Below are 19,092 nucleotides of genomic sequence, written 5' to 3'. Positions count from 1 at the left end.
TACTCTTATGCCCTTGCATATTTGCAAGGGCATGCGGAATTTGATTCAACAAAGGATTGTACAATGAACAAACCTCTCTTAATTGGCGGCGGCTTAACACTCGCTGCTCTTGCCATTTCACCTTATTTCATCGGCAACGGTTTACAAGACCGTGTAAACACAGCGATTGATGCCGTTAATGAACAAGTGGTTTACCAAGCCAGCATTGCTTCGTACGACAAAGGCTGGTTTAGCTCTCGTGCAGAAATAGACGTTGCCATCGATTTGGCGGCATTAATGTCGGCACAACAAGTCGACCTTGAAGACACACTACCCTACGGCAACCCCACCGTAAAAGTAACGCTAACTGCAAACCATGGTCCTGTGTACTTTGGTGACGGGGTAGGCATTGGTAAGGTGCACTATACCGTTTCAGTTGATGGCAGTGAACTGCGCGAGTATGCGTCGTGGGATGAAACACAAGCTATTTACTTGAACGAAGGCGTAGCGGGGCTGTTTGGCGGTCTAACTTATCGAGACGAAATCCCGGCCTTTAGCGCAACCAGTGACGAAGATGGCACAACATTAAGCTTTTCGGGTTATAAAGGCGAGGCCACACAGCAAGGCGATAATATAGTTTATATCGCGTCGAGTGATGTGTTTACTGTTAAGGGCCCAGCACTCAACATGGAAATGGCTAATATTTCTGTGAACGCCCAATACGCAGGCGATATTATCGCCGCTATGAAAGGCGAGCTGTTCGATTCTGAATTGGCGCTGAAAATTGCCACTATGTCGTTTACAGACTTTGAAACGAATAGTGATGTTGCAATCAAAGACATCACATTCAGCGCCGATACCGATGTGAACAAACAAACGAACTTGGCTAATGTGTACGTAGAGTATGGTGTGGGCGAGCTAAATGGCCCGGATATGGATGCATCAGACATGGTTCTTGGTGTCGCGGTAAATAACTTGCAGCTTGATTTTATCCGCGCATACCAGGATTTCAGTAATGAAACCTTACTGATGCCTGCTGAAGAAGTGCCAGCAAAAATGATGGCGTTTGTTCAAGACAACCTGCTTACGCAACTTAAAACTGAGCCAGAGATAAATATTACCAAGCTAACCGCAACGGTTCCTGAAGGGTCGTTCAGCGCTCATGCTAATACAAAATTAGTAGGCATTACTGCTTTACCTGGCACATTAGAAGATGTGGGCTATTGGGTGAGTCACTTACTCGCCGATGCAACGATTACCGCAGATAAAGCGTTCGCTGAGAGTATGATGTCAGGCTATATGATGGGACAAATATTGGCGAACCCTCAAGCCCAAGGCATGACCCCTGAAGAAATACAGGCGGCTGCCGATCAGCAAGCGCCAATGATGATTAATTCTTTTGCACAACAAGGGTTAATTAAAGTCACTGAAGACGGTTACGAAACACAATTAACCCTTAAAGATGGCAAAGCCAACGTTAATGGCACTCCCATACCATTGCCATTTGCACCTCAATAAACGTTGAGCGCTAGTACGCCTTAATCATGGTGAACATTACTCTTGGTCAAGGGTAATGTTCATCAGCTCTATCGCGCTGTATACCCTTCCTGGTGCCACTACAGTAATAGCTTCATTTAGCGCTACCAACCCTGGCTCACTGCGTTTCATAATATGAGATAGCAATATTCGCTTAGCTTTTGATTGGGTTGCAATCGCAATCAGCTGTTTAGGTGTCATGTGCAAATTTTTAGCAACCTCGCCTGCGTTATCGTCAATTGCATTATGTAACACTAAAAGGTCAGCACCTTTAGCAAACTCAGCGAGTGTATTGGCCTTGTCATTAGTATCACCAGAAAATACAACCTCACAGCCATTTACCTTTACTTTCCATGCAAGGGCCGGAATGGGACCGTGATGAACTGAAAGCGCCTCTAGGCTTATAGCATCATTAAGTGAAACGGTGAACGGTGATTGTAATGACGCTGATAGTGATACCGAAGTAGGTCGAATGGTGTAATCGTCTTGCCCTTCCTTGGTATAAGAAGACAAGTAGCGATAAGCGCCATGACTGCCCAAAAGCGTTTTAAGGTAAGTCGATGTATCTGGCATAACGTCGTTGCCTTGTGGCCCGAAAATGGGTAAGTCGCTATTTCGAGCGGTGAAAAAGCTTCCCTTTATGAAGCTGGGCACATCGGCAGCGTGATCAGTATGTAAGTGCGACAACACCATTGCTTGGATATCGTCAAATATCGCCCCGGACGCACCAAACTGCACACTGCTGCCACTACCTGCATCGACCAAAATACGCGCACTATCGTCAACCCACACTATGTAAGCGCTTGAAGTGCGCCCATCATCCAATTCAGGACCGCCTGAACCAAGTACTTGTACCGAAACGTCGTGACACGCTTGAGCCTTTGTCACTTCATTTAGTATTGATTCCGGCGTTCGCACATCACTAGTGTCACTATACGCAACGCTAGAGAAACTCAACACGGCGCTGCACAGTGTAGTGACGAGCAAATTATTTAATACCCTGTTTCGCTGCGGGCGGAACAGGCGCTTTTGTGAGTGACTTTGTGTTGTGGTTCGATGTGCATGCATTATGTGGGTTCCTATTGCCATTATGTAGGCTGCGCTTTTGCCTTTTGCCGTGAGTTTACGTTTACAAGACCAGTAGACGCATGTTTTGTATTCAATAATAGGCAAAAAAGGGAGCAAGCCCCCTTTTTTACGCACGTTTATGAGCAAGCATTAGTGTGATTCTGACTGGCTTTCTGCCACCATAATAGTTTTGATATTTACAAATTCGCGAATGCCATAACCACCGTGTTCACGTCCGTACCCACTGTCTTTCACACCACCAAAAGGCAAGTTTGGCTGGGCAAGTGAATACCCATTGATGTTCACCATCCCCGTATCAAACTCATCTTTAGCGAGAGAAATTGCCTTTTCGGTATCAGTACTAAAGATACCGCCACCCAAACCATAGCGAGAGTCGTTGGCGACTTCCATGGCTTGTTTATCATCTCGGGCACGAATTAGTGATGCGACGGGCCCAAATAACTCGTCGTCGTAAGCAGGCATACCGGGAGTGACGTTTTCTAGTACAGTCACCGGATAGAAGTAACCGTCGGTATCAGGGACTTCGCCACCCAATGATAGCGTTGCCCCCGCTTCCAGCGATTTTTTCACTTGTTCGTGCAATTCGTCGCGTAGGTCTTCGCGCGCCATGGGCCCAAGGTCGGTATTTTCGTTGGTGGGATCTCCCACTTTTAATTTGCTGCACTGTGCAACAAACTTTTCTTTAAACTCATCGTAAACGCTATCTACAACGACAAACCGCTTTGCCGCTACACAGGTTTCACCATTGTTGATAACGCGACCTTGAATACACATTTCCACTGCATGGTCGATATCGGCATCAGCGAGTACCAAAAACGCATCATTACTGCCTAGTTCCATGACCGTTTTCTTTGACATACTCGCTGCTTCTTTAGCGACCTCCTTGCCCACTTCGTCGCTTCCCGTGAAGGTAACGCCACGTACATATTTATGCTTAATAAGGTCACTTGCCGTACTGCCATCTATCAACAGCGATTGATAAACATTTTTTGGGAAACCAGCATCTTCATACATTTGCTGAATGGCCATTGCCATACCAAATACGTTCTTGGCATGCTTAAGCACTGTCGTATTACCCGCCATTATGTTTGATGCACTGTAGCGAATAACCTGATACAAGGGGAAGTTCCATGGTTGTATACCTAAAATAACACCAATGGGTTGATAGGTAATAATTGCGCGACCGCCTTCAAAAATACGATGTTCATCTTCTAAGAACTCGGCACCGTGTTCGGCGGTATAACGACAAATTTCAGCGCACAACTGCACTTCTTGTTTTCCCTGAGCAGTCACTTTACCCATTTCTCGGGTCATTAAGCTCGCTAGGTCATCAATACGCTCTTCCATGATGTTGGCGAGGTTTTTAAATAAATCGGCACGGGTTGCAAACGATGTGCGGCGCCAATTTAGGTAAGCTTCTTGAGAGCGGGTAACGGCTTGCTCAGCATCGTCTACAGACATTAGATGATAATGATCGATCTTTTCGCCAGTAGCGGGGTTGTATGTATTCACTGTCTCACTCATTGTCACACTCCTTATTCCATGTGGTCTAAGGCAAGTGCAACTACAACGCCAAGCCGGCAAACAATTAAATTACATTAAAAACATAAGCTTATTAAATATCTAAGCGGATTTCTTAGTACAAAAGATGCGTCGATCAGGAAAAGATTACTGGTTAGGGAAAAGATTTCAGAGACACGGCTATCGATAACGCCGTGGCTCTAAATAGATTTATAGCAAAGATATACGGGCTCTTAGTCTGTATACAAATCTGGGAAATGAAATTTGGCCATAGCAAGTGTAAGGGCAACCTCGTACACACTTTGACGCGTAGCATGATTCAAGGTTAAAAGGCCAATGGCGCCGCCCTTTTGCTTGACATTGACTGTGTCGAACAACTTATCCATTACGGTTCCCAATTCTTCACCGCGCTGCAGTGCTTGATACACACTCACGGGTAAGGGCAAGCTTGCGCTACGACTCACTGACCAATGCCCCTCATGGTAAATAGCCACATAAGCAAAGGTTGCAGGGCCATCTTCAAATACATCAACGCCTCCTTCAATCGCAACATACCACGCATCACTCAAGCCACCTTGATGATGTGCAAGCATCGCTTTTACGCGATTGATAGCGCCTAATCGGGTCTCTTCTTCCGTCATTGGCTGGTCAGCGACGCCACTTGGAACACTTATGCCTTGCGCATCAAAATCGTGCTCAAGCGTGTCAGATAGGGTATTAAGCGCTGCATTAATTTTTACCGGATTTTTTGAACCCACAAATATGGTATCAGAAAGCATGGAACGTCCTTATTACTGGCTCTTTTTAATGACTGGGTGGGCATTGATATCATCTAACATCAAGCGATAGTCACGCACGGCAGGAAACTCGGTAATATTGCGATTGGGCAACTGACTGTCAGGGTTATCTACTGCTAACAAATGCTTAATACCGAATGTTTTCGCTGCATTAAGAATAGGTAATGAATCATCAACAAATAAAGTACGTGACGCATCAAATTTCACACGCGCCTGTAAGCGTTGCCACAACAGTTGAGACTCTTTTGTTACACCAAATTCATGCGTCGATATGAGGTTATCAATGTGAGCATCTAGCTGGGTATACTCTAGCTTAAGCGCCAAACTATGAGGGTGAGCATTAGTCACTAAAATCACCTCTCTCCCTGATTCATGCAGCGCTTTTAGAAAAGGTATTGTATCGTCGCGAAGCATTAGTAAATGCGACAATTCGCGTTTTAATGGCATAAATTCATTGTCTAAATCCATTTGCAGCGCCTGCGCCCAATAATCGAGGCAGTACCACTGAATTTGTCCAAATACCGCATCGTAACGCGCAGTCATGGCAGCACGGCTTTCCTCTTCAGAAATACCGCGTAATTCGGCCAATCGTTTAGGTAAATGATGTAACCAGAACTGGTTGTCATAGTGCAAATCTAACAGGGTGCCATCCATATCGAGCAGCACTGTGTCAATTTCATTCCAAGGCAGAAAGGGCAAGCGATTTTCCTCATAATGAAGTAAGCTAAAGACTACTGATCTTTGCTCGTTAAAATTGTAACGGTAAAGAACAACAGGCCCTAGATACAGATTGTATGAAAGTATGATAACAAAGTTGTAGCGAGAGACATGCCTAAAATTGATCCAAACAAACCGTTACCACAAATTCATTCTCGTGAAATCGTTGCGCAAAGCAAACTCTTCAGGGTAGAACGCCTTGACCTTGAGTTCTCTAACGGTGCCACCCGAGAATTCGAACGTATGGCTGGCGGCAACCGCGGCGCGGTTATGATTGTGCCAATGTTAGATAAAGATACCATGGTGCTTATTCGCGAATATGCAGCGGGTACACACTCCTATCAACTTGGATTCCCCAAGGGCTTAATTGATCCCGGTGAGACGGCCATTGAAGCCGCTAACCGCGAACTGCAAGAAGAAGCCGGCTTTGCAGCCAATGAGTTAGTTGAGCTGCACAAAGTGAGTATGGCGCCTACTTTCTTCAACGCGAACATGACCATTGTGTTGGCAAGAGACCTATACCCTAAACGTTTAGAAGGCGATGAACCTGAACCACTTGAAGTCATTCACTGGCCTTTAGCCGAAGCAGATGCTTTACTTGCACGAGAGGACTTTATTGAAGCACGCTGTATAGCTGCCCTGTTTTTAGCTCAAAAGTGGTTTAAGGAACAATAAACAATGCCCGATGACGCCCATGCCGACCTTTTAGAACTTGCCAAAACAATTGCTGTAGAAGCGGGTGAAGCTGTATTAGAAGTGTATGACAAAGGTGATTTCGACGCCTATCAGAAAGACGACGAGTCGCCTGTCACTAGTGCAGACTATCTTGCTAACGACATTATTAATAAACGCCTAAAGGCAGCAACACCTGACATTCCAATATTGTCAGAAGAAAACAAGCATGCAAGTTTAGAAGAACGAAAGCATTGGTCGCGATATTGGCTTATTGACCCTATAGATGGCACCCAAGAGTTTATTGCCAGAAGCGGCGATTTTGCCGTGAACATTGCACTGATTGAAAACAATGAGCCTGTAATTGGCGTTATTTTCTGGCCTCCTGGACAGTCACTCTATTACGCTGCAAAAGGCAAGGGGGCGTTTAAATCATCCCCTGATGGCGAACATCGTATTCACGTGCGCAAGTTAGACGACCCTAAAAACAGTGTCGTAATGATTGCGATTAGCCGCCGCCAATCTAGAGAAAAAGTATTAAGCAGGATGTGCGCTAAGCGGGTTTATCAAACACTGCCTTTAGGGAGCTGCTCGTTGAAAGCCTGTTTTATTGCCGAAGGTAAAGCCGACGTATTTATGCGTATTGGCGTTACCGGAGAATGGGACACCGGTGCGTCTCAGTGCATAGTTTGTGAAGCGGGAGGCAGTATATCTGCGGCAAACTTTGAGCCGCTCACTTACAATCAGCGTCATTCTCTGGAAAATCCGGATTTCGTCGTCATGGGCGATAAACGCGTGCCATGGCAAGATATCGTACAATACGATGATTTTGTAAACCCACATCAGCACTAACCCGTAGAAAACAGGTATATAGCTGGGGGTAAACCCGCGTATAATAATGCAGTAATGTTGCTGGGCTACATTGCGCTTTAATGATCACCATCAATCGCGATGGAATCAACATGTTAAAAGGAGTAAACCTATGATGGCGACACGTATTCGTACGTTATCGACAGCCTTGCTCGCTTGTGGGCTAGCATTTCCAGCAGCCGCAGACTGGACAATTGACAGTGACAAGAGTGCACTGCATTTTATGTCGACAAAAAATGCGCAAGTTACTGAAGTGCATCAATTCGATAGTTTTAAAGGCAGCTTATCAGATGACGGTAAGCTAATAGTAACGGTAGACCTTTCATCGGTTAATACTGCCATTGATATTCGCAACACGCGTATGCAAGAAATGCTATTCAATGTAGCTAAATACGCTGAAGCGTCGTTTGAAGCATCGCTGCCAGAGACCATGACAACCCTTGAAACAGGCGATGTAGTATCAGGTAAAGTAGACGGTATTCTCATGCTTCATGGTAAGGCCGTCCCTACAAGTTTTTCAATTACCGCCAGTAAAGTCAGCGACGATACCATTAGCGTTTCTACCTCTGAGCCTACGTTAGTGAAGGCAGAAGCATTCGGCCTTGCTGATGGCGTTGCTGCCTTGCAAAAAGTCGCAGGTCTTAACAGTATTACGACAACCGTTCCGGTGACTTTTTCGGTTATGTTCAACCAGTAATGTCAGTGAAGAGTTTACTTTCAATTAAACAAAAAACCGCACGTTACGTGCGGTTTTTTATTCACTTAATATCGCTTTAGACATTATTTACCAAAGCAGGTCGCATGGGCAGTGGCTTTTGACTCAATACTTGTTCAGGCATAGTAAGCGACAAACTTACCGGCAAACTCGGCACCTGTGGTTTGTGCTGACTAATCGCAAAGTATGACATTGCAACGCGCAAACGCTTCAGTGCTTTGCACTCATGAATTTCTTGGTCGATGACAAATACGCCCCAATTACGCATGGTAACGCCTAATCTATCGCTACTTGAAAGGCGGATAACCGGTGCCGCTAACACCATACCCACCAGCACGGGCAGCAACCACATGAACAATGACGGTGTAAAATAGAAGGTTGTTACGCCCCAAGCAACAGCCAAACAGCTCATAATTTGAGTATGTTTAATGGCGACCTTCCAAGGCACCTTCCGCCCTTCGCGCTCTTGTGCTTCCCATTTAACCGAGTGCCCTACAAACACGCTGATCACGAAGTAGCTATGATAAAACATCATAAGGGGGGCAATTAGCACTGCCATAAGTAGCTCCGCTGCCGCCCCTTTTAGCAATGACCAAGCACCGCCAAACTCGTCGCTTCGCTTAATAAGTGCAAGCACAATGCCCAACACTTTAGGCAAGAATAATAATGCAGCTGTACCCCACATAGTCACCATCATCATATCTTGACGCGCAACCTGCCAGCTTGGGAACAACTGATACTCTGATACAAAAAATTCAGGCACTGACGTGGCACGTATAAGGGCGTCAGCTGTGCCAAGCGCCAGCATGCAAAACAGAATAAGCGACGAGATATAGGCGAACGCACCAAACAAGAAATGTAAGCGATTGGCCGTTTTAAGGCCTTTTACGTTAAGCAGGCCTAAATGCTGAATATTGCCTTGCACCCAACGACGGTCTCGAATGGCATAATCAACAATATTACTCGGAACTTCTTCGTAACTCCCTGTGGTATCGGTAAGCAAGTATGCTTGCCACCCTGCTCGACGTAAAAGCGCCGCTTCCACAAAGTCGTGACTTAGAATTTCTCCACCAAAAGGCGCTCGCCCTTCCAACGTAGGCAAACCGCAATGCTGCATAAAAGGCGCGATGCGAATGATAGCGTTGTGCCCCCAATAGTTCGCACTGTCGGTTTGCCAAAACGATAAACCTGTTGCCAACATCGGGCTGTAAAGGTGCGCCGCAAATTGCACAAAGCGACCAAAAAAGGTGTTTTGGCGAACGGGCATAGGAATTGTCTGCACTAGGGCAGTGTCAGGGTTTTGTTCGATACGACGAGCCAAGTCTTGCATGCGCTCGCCGCTCATAACGCTATCTGCATCGAGTACGATCATAGATTCATAGTGACCACCCCAGCGCTCACAGAAGTCCTTCAAATTTCCCACTTTTCGATGAAGATTTTGCTCTCGTCTACGATAGAAAACCTGCTGAGAAAATCGTCCTAGTCGCTTCTGTAAGCGTGCGAATGCGCGTAGTTCTGCGTCAGCCTTTTGCATATCACGCGTATCACTTAGCATATAGAAATCAAACTGCTTGGCATTCGCGCTGTCCATTAATTCGCGAATACAAGCCTCAAATCCCACCATAATTCGACGCGTATCTTCGTTATAGACTGGCATGACAATAGCGTGACGCTGATGCAATGGTGTTTGCGCATCAGGTGTTTGCAATGTCTTTTTCAAGCTGAGGGGGTCGATATTAAATATCTGCAATACAAAGCCAATAATACCCGTCCAAAATGCCATACATAACCAAGCAAACAAGGTAAGCCCTAAGCCCAGCTGAGCAATTTCCAGATTGGTTAAACCATTAGGTAAAAATATCTCATACAAACTCCAACCGGCCAGCGCCGTGCTTGGGATCACTAGCATTGCCATTATAAACAAACGCATGGTTTCTCCTTTGATAAACATTTGCGATGCCCTAGGTGGCACATCGCTTTGACTGTGAGGCACCGCGTTATCCTCGTTTGATGAATCTTGCGTAGGCGTCGTCAACACGCGCGCAACGTGCTCATTGTTGTGGTTGATAGACATAGTTCCACACCTCACTAATACGCTTACCGTCTTTTTCAATATAGGCGCGCATATCTACGGTTTGCTTTTCTTTGGGTTTTACCAAAAACGTGGCGCGCCATTCTTGCCCATCGGCTACGGCATACAGTCTTTGTTCGGAAATGGCTCCATTAGCGCCTTGTACAACAAGCTTCATCGCTTGGTCGTCAAAAGAGGTATCTTGAGGCGCTGTAAAATCAACGCTGAATTGGCGGGTAGTCGACAGTTTGTCGTTCTTAAATTCATCCCCTGGCAGTACCGCTTTGCCTTGGCGAGTGCGTACAACTGACGCAAGTTCACTTACAAATGGATTTTGTTCTACTGTGCTCAATTGATAAGAAAAATACAGAGATTCCCCTGCATTAAAAGGCGTTTCTGGAGTCCAGAATGCAACAATATTGTCGTGAATTTCTGATTTGGTTGGGATCTCAACCACTTCGAGGCGGCCTTTGTCAAAGCCAGCTTCAGGCGTTACCCACAAGCCAGGGCGAAGATGATAGTTGGCTTCTGCATCAAGATAATTACCCCACTCTGCGTCGCGTTGCAGCATGCCGAAGCCTTTGGGCGCAGTGTCACTCAATGAAGTAACTTGTAAACGCGCTGGGTTAGTTAGCGGGCGCCAGATTTCTTCTCCTGCGTGCGTTACCATTAATACGCCATCACTATCGTGAACCTCTGGTCGATAGTCGTCGATACGTCCTTGCGTGTTTTCACCATACAAAAACATACTGGTAAACGGTGCAACCCCCAACTTTGCCACATCTTCACGCGCAAACAGCCAGCTTTCTACCTTTACGCGAGTATCTATACCAGGCTCAATAACAAACTTATATGCACCTGCTACCGACGGGCTCTCTAACCGAGCGTAAATCGTAATAGGCTGACCATCGCTTGGCTCAATCACCCAGAACTCAGTGAAATGCGGAAACTCTTCGCCCTTGGCAAGTGCAGTATCTATAGCCAATCCACGCGCAGAAATGCCGTAAACTTGGTTTTTACCCACTAAACGAAAATATGATGCACCTAAAAAAACAGCGAATTCGTCCTTGTACTCGTTATTTTTAATGGGGTAGTGAACACGAAAACCTGCAAACCCAGACTTTTCATCGGTAAGACCAGCCAACGCTTGCGCACTACCATCGTACTTAAACATAGCACTATCAAAAGGAAGGCGAGTCGGTGTATTGTCAGCACCTATAGTGTGAATAGTGACTGGGTATTCGTACAGAAAGCCAGGGTGAAAAAACTGCAGCTCGTAATCGTTTTCCCCACGCCATAAACTAGCCTCACTATCGAAACGAATAGAACGATAGGTGGTGTAATCAATTTCCTTAAGCTTACTGTCAAGGCCGTGGTCATCTTGCTCGTAGTCTTCTTTTGCTGAAGCACGCGCAGCATCAATGACTGATTGTAGTACTGGCGAAGACTTTTGCGGTTGATTTGCATCACTGACCTCAAGGGCCCATGCGCTTTGCTGTAAAGCACCAATAAACATTAAAGACAGTACACTCGCCATCGACACAAGCGTATGTGTTAGCGCTTGTGAGGTAAAACCTTTTGTTGAAAATAAAACTGGCTTAGCCATTTGTCCTCTCCTTATGAAAACAACGGTTACCGATGTGGGCAAAACACCTCATTCGCCAACGTTAAGAAAAGCGCTCTCTTCCTTTCTTATTCGTCGTGCCTTGCTCGCCTTGTCACTGATGAAGTAGATAAAGTGCTGTGAATCCCAATCCAGTCAAATGGGAAGTGGGGATAGGCGAACATTCGATAACATGCGTAGTTATTGAACAAAAGGCTGAGCAAAAGGTGTTCCAATGCGCTAGGGGAGTGTATTAATTTAAAAAAAAAGATTATTTAACAAATGGTTACGTGATAAACATTCGATAATAGATGCAAGCCAAATGCTTAGTGAAGATAGTGAACACAGAAATCACGCCCAAAAGTGTTGTTTTTTAGCGACAGTTCTTATTTGTACTTCGAGGTAATAGGGTCGAAATGCGCTTTAACAGCGTCCTCAACATTCATTTCCTACCGAAAATTAACATTTAATATCAGATACTTAAAAATACACCGTTCCTTTTCATATGTAAGTTGGCAAAGCCTTTGCACTCACCAGATAACGATAAGTTAGCGCTTGTTTCTTCCATACGGGTTGGCGCAAGCACAAACGGTATGCATTGTTTTGAATGTATAAACAAAACAATGCCACTGTGAATATTAAGGAGTTATCACATGCGTAAAGCAATCACACTATTGGCCGCACTTACTGCTGCAACACTGCCTCTTTCTGCGATGGCAGATAAGCCTGACTGGCGTTACGTTGAAGGTGGTTACACTAAAATGGACTTCGACGGTAATGAATCATTTGAACCAGACGGCCTTACCATCAACGGTAAATACCTGCTTAACAGTAATTGGTATCTTAATGGCGAATACAGCTTCTTTGAAGAAGGTAACTTTGACTTTGACACGCTGACGCTAGGTGCAGGCTATCGCCTTCCCGTTAATGCAACAACTGATGCATACTTCGGCGCAAACCTAGAGCGCGTGGACGGCGACTTCGATGACGAAACAGGCTATAGCATTAACGCTGGTCTTCGCTCAATGATTACCGAACAGGTCGAGCTTGCAGGCGAAGTAGGTTACTACGATGTAGATGACGGTGAAGCGACGTTTAAAGTGGGCGCAAATTATTACATTACGCCGCAGTGGGCCGTAGGCGCTAACTATGAAGTTATTGACGACTGGGACATTATGCAAGTCACCGCTCGTTACGCGTTTTAAGCCTTCCTCTCCTCAGGTAGGTTAGCCGGGTTGCTCGACCCGGCGTTTTTGTTTTATCTACTCTTCGCTAGCTTGAATATCTTCTTTGCGCTTAATATCAACACTTTCATGAAGTTCTGAGTAAACCAACACCGCCTCGCCCGACTTTAGTCGTTTAAGCACTTGCTGCACTTTAACGTCAAGAGACACTTCTTGTTCGCCATAGTCCGTTCCCTCGCGAAGTACAAACGATTCAGCCAAGCTATACAGCGTATCGGCTTCTAGCGCATCAATTGGGATAATCATACATTCTCCGGTAGGTCTACGTTAACACTATCAATGGTGTTCATGACAAGTCGCTACTTTGAGTAACTGCAGGTACTGTCAACAGGTAACACTTCACTCACAAAACGTTTAACGCGCTCATGCAGCCACACTTTAGGATTGAGCATAGAGCCTTGCATGAAGCCCACATGACCACCTCTCTCACTCAACTCAACGGTCACATTGCGCGCTAGTTCTTCTTCTTTAGGCACAATTAAATGGTTCATAAACGGATCGTCGATGCTGTGAAGCACTAAAGTAGGACAGTGAATAGCGCTTAAGAAATGGTACGCACTACACTTTTCGTAATAGTCTTGGGCATCAGCAAAGCCGTGTAGTGGCGCCGTAATCTTCTCATCAAACTGCGTAAAACTGGTCATGCTATCCACATCGCTTTTGGTCAATTGGATCAATTTGCGATAGTCGATGTATTCCATTTTTTTGCGTAGCGTGTTTTTCATGCTCGTGAGTAAATACTTCTGATATACCCGTGAAAAACCTTGGTTAATCGACTTAGCACACTCAGAGAGCTTTAACGGCGACGAAATAGCAACAGCGGCTTTAAGCCAACGCTGTGCGGGGTTTTCTCCCAATAATTTGAGCAACATGTTTCCCCCTAATGAAAAGCCAATTGCGACTTTAGGGATACGGGGAAATTTGTCATGAAGCCATTGTAAAAAGAAGCTGGGATCTTCTGTCTCACCACTGTGGTAGGCGCGAGCTTTTAAATTAGGCACACCGCTACAACCGCGATAATGCATCATCACTACCTGCCAGCCATTAACCGATAACTGTGCCATCATATCGTTGGCGTAATGAGATTTGATGCTACCCTCTAAACCGTGAAATAGCACTACGATCCCAGACGTCTCTTGTGGCTTTGGCCCCCATGCAACATCAACAAAATCATCATCAGGTAATGTGAGTCGCTCCATTTCGTAAGAAAGGGGAAGACGTTTTTGAATAAAGCGCGGCCATATTGTTTGCACATGACGATTTTTGGCCCACCCTGGCACTTTAAAGCTGCTTTTAATTATTTTTCCATGCGATAGCGCTGATTTACTCATTCTATTTCTTATGTTTTTGTTACGGTAATTGGTTAACAACTAGACTGATTAGGCGCCGCGCTTCGCTACTCTCTCTTAAGCCATAAGCATTAATGAATGCAGCGATAGAGGCGTTAAATACATTACCAGCTTGAACTTGTGGCGGTAAACAACTCACTTCTTCGGCATTAAACGCAGTGATCATGTCGTTCTGCTGCGCCCTTTCTAGGGCCAGTTCTTCCGCTTTTAATGCCTCGTAATGTGCACTGTCGCCACCTTTTTCAGGGTGGGCGGCTTTGCGAAGAGCGCGATGTGCTACCAATTTCGCTTCGCTCGTTGACATCGACGCTATAACGTTTTTTAGCTGGCTTAAGTTTATGATGGCATTATTTTCCAAACACCAGCACACAAGCAAGAGAACGTTTACATTTACGCCATGGTTATCTTGAAGTACTAACGCTAAAGGTGCGATATCCGCAGAGGTATAACGACTTACACTGTATTGCCAAAACGTGTTTGCATCGAGTTTAAGCGTTGGCGCTGTCATAAGCATCTCGCTCCAATTCAATTTGCTCTTGCGCATCTAGCCACGCCATTTCTTCTTCTTCTAACTGCTGCTTTAATTTGGTTTGCTTATCAAGTAACTGCATCAACGTTGATTTGTTTTCTTCGTTATAAAGCGCAGTATCAGACAGCGACGCTTCAACATCATTAAGTGCAGCAGTGTGTTTTTCCATGGCCTTTTCGTGCTTTTCTACTGCTTTTTTATAAGGTGCTATCTTCTGCCTAAATTCTGCTTCGCGGCGCTTTTCTTCTTTACGGTCAATTTTACGCTCTGGCTTACTTTGATCACCCGCTGTTTTAAGCGCTTCCTCTTTCGCGTCGCTATTTGCCTTTGCTTTTTCTGCAGCCTGTTGCTTCAAGATCCAATCGCGGTAGTCGTCTAAGTCTCCACTGAATGGCTCAACCGCACCACTGTCCACTAAGTAAAAGTCTTCACACACTGAAGACAATAAGAAACGATCGTGCGAAACCAGTACCATGGCACCTTCAAACCCCTGAAGCGCGATATTTAGTGCATGGCGCATTTCAAGATCTAAATGGTTGGTCGGTTCATCGAGAAGCAATAGATTAGGCTTTTGATAAACAATAAGGGCAAGTACCAAGCGCGCTTTTTCGCCACCCGACATAGGGGCAACTGGCGCTAGTGCCTCATCGCCGTTAAAGCCAAAACCACCAAGATAGTCACGAAGTTGTTGTTCTGTTGCTTTTTCATCTATTCGCTGTAAGTGCAACAACGGCGTAGCGTTGGCATCAAGTGTTTCCAGCTGATGCTGCGCAAAATAGCCTATCTTAAGCCCCTTGGCCGTATTGAATATGCCCTGTTTGGGCGCATGTACGCCAGCAAGGAGTTTAATTAATGTTGATTTACCTTGACCATTTCGCCCCAATAGACCGATACGACTACCCGGTACTAAATTGAGCTTCACATGCTCTAACACAATGTGATTTTCATAGCCAAGCTGGATATTTTCCATCTGCACCAAAGGATTCGGTAATGCCGTAGGGGCAGCAAAGGCAAAACTAAATGGGCTCGCCATGTGCGCTGGCAATAACACTTCCATTTTTTCTAACTGCTTGATACGACTTTGAGCCTGCTTAGCCTTACTCGCCTTAGCCTTAAATCGGGTAATAAATGAATTGAGGTGGGCGACCTTTGCCTGTTGCTTTTCATACTCTAAATTTTGCAAGCGAATGCGTTCAGCGCGTTGAGTTTCGTAAGCAGAATAGTTGCCGGTGTACGTGATCAGTTTTTGATGTTCAACGCTAACGATTTGAGCAACGGTGTTATCAATGAATGCTTTATCGTGAGAAATTAATAGCAATGTACCGTTATAGCGCTGTAACCATTTCTCAAGCCAAATTACCGCATCTAAATCTAAGTGGTTTGTTGGCTCATCCAGCAATAATAGGTCTGACGGACACAAAAGTGCTTGCGCCAAATTTAAGCGCATACGCCATCCACCTGAAAAGTCGGTAACAGGCGCGCTAAGCTGTTGATTGGTAAATCCAAGTCCAGACAAAATAGTGGCAGCGCGAGACTCAACATCGTAGGCGCCAGCTTGCTCTAGTTGACCATGTAGCTGGCCTATTTGCACGCCGTCTTCACGGGTCTCTGCTTCAGCCAATTGAGCTTGAAGTGCACGTAAGTGTTTATCGCCATCAATCACGTAGTCAATTGCACTACGATCCGATGCAGGTGTCTCCTGCGCGACACTCACTATGCGCCAATCGCTTGGAACACTGCAATCGCCAGCATCAACGCTTAACTCATTTCTCAGAAGTGCAAAGAGCGTAGATTTACCGCATCCGTTACTCCCAATAAGCGCTACTTTATGGCCAGGGAATACCTGCATAGACGCGTCTTCTAGCAGCATTTTGCGGCCGCGAAGCAATGAAACGTTAGAAAGCTTGATCATGAATTACCTGCGATGAACAACTGAGGGCGCGTATAATACCAGTTAGTACAAGCATTACACAGCTTTCGTCTGATGACGTTTATTCACTCGCATAATAACAAAAACTTGGGGGAATAGCTGATCAGTAACGCCTGTTTAACGTATAATACGTGCGAATTTCCACAAAGGTGTATGTATGTCAAACCGCGTAAGACGTCGCTTTGTTGCAGGAGCAACCTGCCCTAAATGCCAAGAGCAAGATACTATTTCGCTCTATTTTGAGAATAACGTGGAAAAGTTAGAGTGTGTTGCGTGTGGTTATCACGAAGCCCAAACTGACGAAAAAGTCAGTGCAGTAACACGTGCAAACGAAGACGTTATCGGTATTTTTAAACCACACTAGTACGTAATCTTTTCAAAATGCTGCGTAGAAGTCACATACTGCTGACATGTGAAAAGTGCGATAAAGAAGTGTGAACATATTATGGTTCACACTTCTTAAACATTAGGTCTCGCTTTTTGAGCGCTTTAATAGCAGCCACCTCGTGGCCACAAACACCAATCCCGTAACACCTCCTGATACGAAATAGGTAGCCAGTTTGACATTGTCAGACATACGCTCAATAACATCACCAAGTATGTAAAGCTGTAATAAGCCTGCGACAACACTTACCAAAAATGCCCAAAAAACGATAGCCATGTTAGTCAGTCCACATAACGTCAAACATGTATGCTACAGCAGCACCCACGCCGCCGCCCAGCATGCCCATTGGGCCAGAGAAACTGCCCGCGACAGCACCGCCTAATGTGTTGGCGAAAAGCGCCCCCATTTCGAAGTCGCCCCAGCAGTATTCAGCACAACCGCCGCTTACCATCGTAATTTCGTTCATTTGTAGTTGTTGCATTGTTCTTTCCTTAGATACAAGTCGTAGCCTGATTGCTACCTGTAAAGCATGGCATAACACAGGCAAAAATGAACCTGATCTTACGCCTAGAATTTTGCGCAATTCGCTCATTGCTTAGCGCGTGTGGTGAGCAAACCTGCTTTAGGTACAGTTCTTGAAGGCTTTAAGACAACACACTGGGATTTAAAACGATGAACCAATTTAAAACCCAGTTACTTATACGTAACGAGAAGGCGAACAGTGATGAGTAGGACACGCGTTGTTACCATGTTGCTTGCCGTGCTAATCACGCTTGGGACTGTGCGCATCAGTTTACCTTATGCGGTAGCGTGGTATATCAACGATACATTGAGCCAGCCAGGCAATTACGATGGCCGAGTGGGTGATGTTGACCTTATGTTATGGCGAGGCGCGTACAGCCTTGAACACGTATTGCTATACAAGGCGAATGGCGAAGTAGACCGCCCGTTATTTAAAGCCGACTATGTCGAATTTACGCTTTCTTGGACACAACTATTAGATGGTGCAGCAGTAGGTCGCGTGGTGGTTAACTCGCCTGAGATAAACTTTGTTGACAGTAATGCCAGCGAAAAGCGTCAGTCTGGTAAGAACGAAAATTGGCTCTCAATTGCCGATCAGCTATTTCCATTGCGCATTGATAAACTAGCGATAAATAATGGCAAAATTGCTTTTTATAACCCTGATACCACCCCCGCTATTGATATTTCACTGCATGATATTCAACTTGAGCTTAATAACCTTGTAAACAGCGATAGATTGTCAGATACACGAGTGGCCACCGGTAAAGCAACTGGACAGACTGCAGAGCAAGGCACATTAACAGTAGACGCCAAACTTAATCCGGCTACCCATGCCCCCACTTTCGATATTGATATACACGCTGATAATGTGGGCTTGGTCAATTTTAAGAATCTATTAGACACTTACGCACCCTTTGACTTGGAAGCAGGCACAATGACACTTGCCGCTGAAATCGCGTCAAACGAAGGCAAAGTAAAAGGTTATGTGAAGCCCATCTTGCACAACGTAGAAGTGTTTAGCTGGAAAGGTGATATCCAGCAAGATGGCGATGGTTTTTTTGAAGGTAGTATAGAAGCCATTTCAGCATTAGTGACTGAGCTTTTTGAAAACCAAAGTAAAGACCAGATTGCAACGCGCATCCCCATTGAAGGTGATATTTCTGACCCTGAAGCGCAAACGTGGGATGCCTTCACTGCTATTTTAAAAAACGCTTTTGTACAGGCCTTTAATGGTGATGTAGAAAAAACCATTGAGTTGGAAAGACTTGATGTTGATAAGTCACAACAACAAAGCACAGACTAGGTTGTACACAATACACCCGTGATTATACTGTGCTTTATCGCTCTAGCTCCTGCGAAAGATAAATACTTTTGTTGCTAGCAAGGCAACAACTGGCAGCATACTAAATCGTACAGCTATCACCGCAGTCATTTGCACCATCTCGCATGCCTTCAATTTGCTGACTTTCTTGCTTGTCTTTCTCTGCCTGCTTCTGTGTCACAGTTTCTTCAATGGCGTCGAAATCAAGGTTGTCAAACGCATCCATATCAAAGTCACTCATT

At 45.3% G+C, this 19,092-nt stretch carries 20 protein-coding genes; 7 read left to right on the top strand and 13 right to left on the bottom strand.

Annotated features, from left to right (window positions below; translation table 11 throughout):
- Nucleotides 1-63 precede the first annotated feature (63 nt).
- Nucleotides 64-1,497 (top strand): YdgA family protein, encoded by a 1,434-nt coding sequence (locus LHL20_RS00310; RefSeq protein WP_226431800.1) that lies wholly within the window; start codon nucleotides 64-66, stop codon nucleotides 1,495-1,497.
- A gap of 36 nt (nucleotides 1,498-1,533) precedes the next feature.
- Here LHL20_RS00310 and LHL20_RS00305 read toward each other — a convergent pair whose 3' ends face one another.
- The 4 genes from LHL20_RS00305 to yrfG form a co-directional block, all read right to left on the bottom strand.
- On the bottom strand, nucleotides 1,534-2,583 hold the full coding sequence (locus LHL20_RS00305; protein WP_226431799.1) for an MBL fold metallo-hydrolase: 1,050 nt from the start codon (nucleotides 2,581-2,583) through the stop codon (nucleotides 1,534-1,536).
- A 150-nt stretch (nucleotides 2,584-2,733) separates the two neighbouring features.
- Complete coding sequence (locus LHL20_RS00300) at nucleotides 2,734-4,128, bottom strand: NAD-dependent succinate-semialdehyde dehydrogenase (RefSeq protein WP_226431798.1); 1,395 nt, start codon at nucleotides 4,126-4,128, stop codon at nucleotides 2,734-2,736.
- Nucleotides 4,129-4,358: 230 nt separating this feature from the next.
- Nucleotides 4,359-4,904, bottom strand: a complete 546-nt coding sequence (gene yjjX, locus LHL20_RS00295; RefSeq protein ID WP_159625557.1) for an inosine/xanthosine triphosphatase — start codon at nucleotides 4,902-4,904, stop codon at nucleotides 4,359-4,361.
- A gap of 12 nt (nucleotides 4,905-4,916) precedes the next feature.
- The gene (gene yrfG / locus LHL20_RS00290) at nucleotides 4,917-5,621 is read right to left on the bottom strand and encodes a GMP/IMP nucleotidase (RefSeq protein WP_226431797.1); all 705 of its coding nucleotides are present in this window, start codon (nucleotides 5,619-5,621) and stop codon (nucleotides 4,917-4,919) included.
- Between the two features lie 129 nt (nucleotides 5,622-5,750).
- Here yrfG and nudE point away from each other — a divergent pair, with 129 nt between their 5' ends.
- From nudE to LHL20_RS00275, 3 genes are all read left to right on the top strand, one after another.
- Entirely contained in the window at nucleotides 5,751-6,314 is a 564-nt protein-coding gene (gene nudE / locus LHL20_RS00285) for an ADP compounds hydrolase NudE (protein WP_159625553.1), read from the top strand.
- Between the two features lie 3 nt (nucleotides 6,315-6,317).
- Nucleotides 6,318-7,163: a 3'(2'),5'-bisphosphate nucleotidase CysQ gene (cysQ, locus tag LHL20_RS00280; protein WP_226431796.1), complete on the top strand. Its 846-nt coding sequence runs from the start codon at nucleotides 6,318-6,320 to the stop codon at nucleotides 7,161-7,163.
- Nucleotides 7,164-7,293: 130 nt separating this feature from the next.
- On the top strand, nucleotides 7,294-7,878 hold the full coding sequence (locus LHL20_RS00275) for a YceI family protein (RefSeq protein ID WP_226431795.1): 585 nt from the start codon (nucleotides 7,294-7,296) through the stop codon (nucleotides 7,876-7,878).
- A gap of 76 nt (nucleotides 7,879-7,954) precedes the next feature.
- On the opposite strand, the gene mdoH is transcribed toward LHL20_RS00275, so the two are convergent.
- Complete coding sequence (gene mdoH / locus LHL20_RS00270; protein WP_226431794.1) at nucleotides 7,955-9,970, bottom strand: glucans biosynthesis glucosyltransferase MdoH; 2,016 nt, start codon at nucleotides 9,968-9,970, stop codon at nucleotides 7,955-7,957.
- A complete protein-coding gene (locus LHL20_RS00265; protein ID WP_226431793.1) occupies nucleotides 9,948-11,573 on the bottom strand; it encodes a glucan biosynthesis protein in 1,626 nt (541 codons plus the stop codon). The genes mdoH and LHL20_RS00265 overlap by 23 nt, the downstream gene beginning before the upstream one ends.
- 650 nt (nucleotides 11,574-12,223) lie before the next feature.
- On the opposite strand from LHL20_RS00265, the gene LHL20_RS00260 reads away from it, so the two are divergent.
- Entirely contained in the window at nucleotides 12,224-12,775 is a 552-nt protein-coding gene (locus LHL20_RS00260) for an outer membrane beta-barrel protein (RefSeq protein ID WP_202262927.1), read from the top strand.
- 57 nt (nucleotides 12,776-12,832) lie between these two features.
- On the opposite strand, the gene LHL20_RS00255 is transcribed toward LHL20_RS00260, so the two are convergent.
- Genes LHL20_RS00255 through LHL20_RS00240 form a run of 4 tightly spaced genes read right to left on the bottom strand, consistent with a single transcriptional unit; the run spans nucleotide 12,833 to nucleotide 16,604 of the window.
- Nucleotides 12,833-13,060, bottom strand: a complete 228-nt coding sequence (locus LHL20_RS00255) for a YheU family protein (protein WP_226431792.1) — start codon at nucleotides 13,058-13,060, stop codon at nucleotides 12,833-12,835.
- A gap of 53 nt (nucleotides 13,061-13,113) precedes the next feature.
- On the bottom strand, nucleotides 13,114-14,145 hold the full coding sequence (locus LHL20_RS00250) for a hydrolase (protein ID WP_226431791.1): 1,032 nt from the start codon (nucleotides 14,143-14,145) through the stop codon (nucleotides 13,114-13,116).
- A gap of 19 nt (nucleotides 14,146-14,164) precedes the next feature.
- Entirely contained in the window at nucleotides 14,165-14,671 is a 507-nt protein-coding gene (locus tag LHL20_RS00245) for a TIGR02444 family protein (protein WP_226431790.1), read from the bottom strand.
- Nucleotides 14,652-16,604, bottom strand: coding sequence for an ATP-binding cassette domain-containing protein (locus LHL20_RS00240; protein WP_226431789.1), 1,953 nt, complete (start codon nucleotides 16,602-16,604; stop codon nucleotides 14,652-14,654). The genes LHL20_RS00245 and LHL20_RS00240 overlap by 20 nt, the downstream gene beginning before the upstream one ends.
- A 175-nt stretch (nucleotides 16,605-16,779) precedes the next feature.
- Between LHL20_RS00240 and LHL20_RS00235 the strand changes: the two genes are divergently transcribed.
- On the top strand, nucleotides 16,780-16,986 hold the full coding sequence (locus LHL20_RS00235; RefSeq protein ID WP_159625535.1) for a YheV family putative zinc ribbon protein: 207 nt from the start codon (nucleotides 16,780-16,782) through the stop codon (nucleotides 16,984-16,986).
- 102 nt (nucleotides 16,987-17,088) lie between these two features.
- Here LHL20_RS00235 and LHL20_RS00230 read toward each other — a convergent pair whose 3' ends face one another.
- Both LHL20_RS00230 and LHL20_RS00225 read right to left on the bottom strand, forming a co-directional pair.
- On the bottom strand, nucleotides 17,089-17,283 hold the full coding sequence (locus LHL20_RS00230; protein WP_159625533.1) for a hypothetical protein: 195 nt from the start codon (nucleotides 17,281-17,283) through the stop codon (nucleotides 17,089-17,091).
- A 1-nt stretch (nucleotide 17,284) separates the two neighbouring features.
- Nucleotides 17,285-17,488, bottom strand: coding sequence for a hypothetical protein (locus LHL20_RS00225; protein WP_159625531.1), 204 nt, complete (start codon nucleotides 17,486-17,488; stop codon nucleotides 17,285-17,287).
- 243 nt (nucleotides 17,489-17,731) lie between these two features.
- Here LHL20_RS00225 and LHL20_RS00220 point away from each other — a divergent pair, with 243 nt between their 5' ends.
- On the top strand, nucleotides 17,732-18,832 hold the full coding sequence (locus LHL20_RS00220) for a DUF748 domain-containing protein (RefSeq protein ID WP_226431788.1): 1,101 nt from the start codon (nucleotides 17,732-17,734) through the stop codon (nucleotides 18,830-18,832).
- A 100-nt stretch (nucleotides 18,833-18,932) separates the two neighbouring features.
- Here the strand turns inward: LHL20_RS00220 and LHL20_RS00215 are convergent, their stop codons facing one another.
- Nucleotides 18,933-19,091: a hypothetical protein gene (locus tag LHL20_RS00215; RefSeq protein WP_201283870.1), complete on the bottom strand. Its 159-nt coding sequence runs from the start codon at nucleotides 19,089-19,091 to the stop codon at nucleotides 18,933-18,935.
- Between the last annotated feature and the right edge of the window lies 1 nt (nucleotide 19,092).

The sequence above is a fragment of the Alteromonas sp. McT4-15 genome, from assembly GCF_020515205.1.
Taxonomy (GTDB): Bacteria; Pseudomonadota; Gammaproteobacteria; order Enterobacterales; family Alteromonadaceae; genus Alteromonas.
Note: the sequence above shows the minus strand (reverse complement) of the source record. Positions and strands in the feature narration are given on the sequence as shown.